General features: G+C 44.4%; 2 protein-coding genes. Both read left to right on the forward strand.

The genetic code is table 11. The features are described from left to right. Positions 1–353: 353 nt before the first annotated feature. Complete coding sequence (locus tag H6B51_RS17145; RefSeq protein ID WP_204884801.1) at positions 354–542, forward strand: hypothetical protein; 189 nt, start codon at positions 354–356, stop codon at positions 540–542. Positions 543–613: 71 nt separating this feature from the next. Next, complete coding sequence (locus H6B51_RS17150) at positions 614–832, forward strand: hypothetical protein (RefSeq protein WP_204884802.1); 219 nt, start codon at positions 614–616, stop codon at positions 830–832. Positions 833–1,004 lie beyond the last annotated feature (172 nt).

Here is a 1,004-nt window from a genome sequence, read left to right on the forward strand (position 1 = left end):
TCCTCCTGATGTGAAGTCTTAAAAAACTGACTGTCAGCTTTTTGAGTTTTGGGATATTGTCTCACATTTTCGAGGGATACGGAAGGTGGGTGGTCGTTGAGCGCTTACAACTCAAGCACTAAGGTTCCTGGAGTCTCAGGATTGGACGGCAGGATCTTCGCATTGCGGCAAACGACCGTTATACTTATTGCTCTTGATTTGACTGTAAAAAAATTAAGTGGTATAATAACATTATCATTAAAGAACTATTTCAATTTAATCTGCAAATATTCAAGCAGGTCTATCCAATTATTGGGTGGGGCTGCTTTTAATTATATACACACGTCAAACACCTACTAAAAAGGAGAACTATTATGTCAAACGATTATTTTAGCCAAGAAGGGTTCATTATCGACGGCCAATGCTTTACCAGGGAGGCCGCGCGTTACTACCTGATCAATACCTGGTGCATGGATGCGGCAGACTGTGAGAGATACCTGAATCGCATGGTCCGCGATTATATGAATCGTGTCAAAGCTACGATGCCGAAGGGGGTGCGCTAAATGGCGAAACATGTTTTGAACCTCCAGCGTGTTGGATGGCTGCCGGACCATTTTCCGGCGGAGATCAGCGCATGGGCTCCATCCTCAACGGATGCGAGCACTTTTTCAGCAATGTCAATGAACGGAAAAGCAAGCCGCACGATATGATGGTGCAGCTGCTGCTGAAGTGGAACGGCTATCAGTTGGAACTCCAAGTCGGAGAACTGGCAGATATGTTCATTTCGATTGCCGCCGGCGCCGCTGGAGAGAAGGCTCTTTTGGAGTGGATTGAACAGCATCTGATCCGATAAAAGCCTCCTGGATACTCAACTTTCGAATTTTCTAAACACAGGAAGGAGGAAACCCCAGTTTATTTAATGTCTACTGAATAACAGAAAAAGCCTTATATATCAAGCTATAGAAGGCGTTTTATGGTATAATAGGTGCAAGGAAAAGAGGGAAAATGCGCAAAAAACCTTGCAC

Source organism: Pseudoflavonifractor phocaeensis (assembly GCF_016901955.1).
GTDB lineage: Bacteria > Bacillota > Clostridia > Oscillospirales > Oscillospiraceae > Flavonifractor > Flavonifractor phocaeensis_A.

Bases quoted from the DNA above. Each gene is read 5' to 3' on its own strand.
- H6B51_RS17150 (WP_204884802.1), top strand. From the start codon at position 614: ATGGGCTCCATCCTCAACGGATGCGAGCACTTTTTCAGCAATGTCAAT.
- H6B51_RS17145 (WP_204884801.1), top strand. From the start codon at position 354: ATGTCAAACGATTATTTTAGCCAAGAAGGGTTCATTATCGACGGCCAA.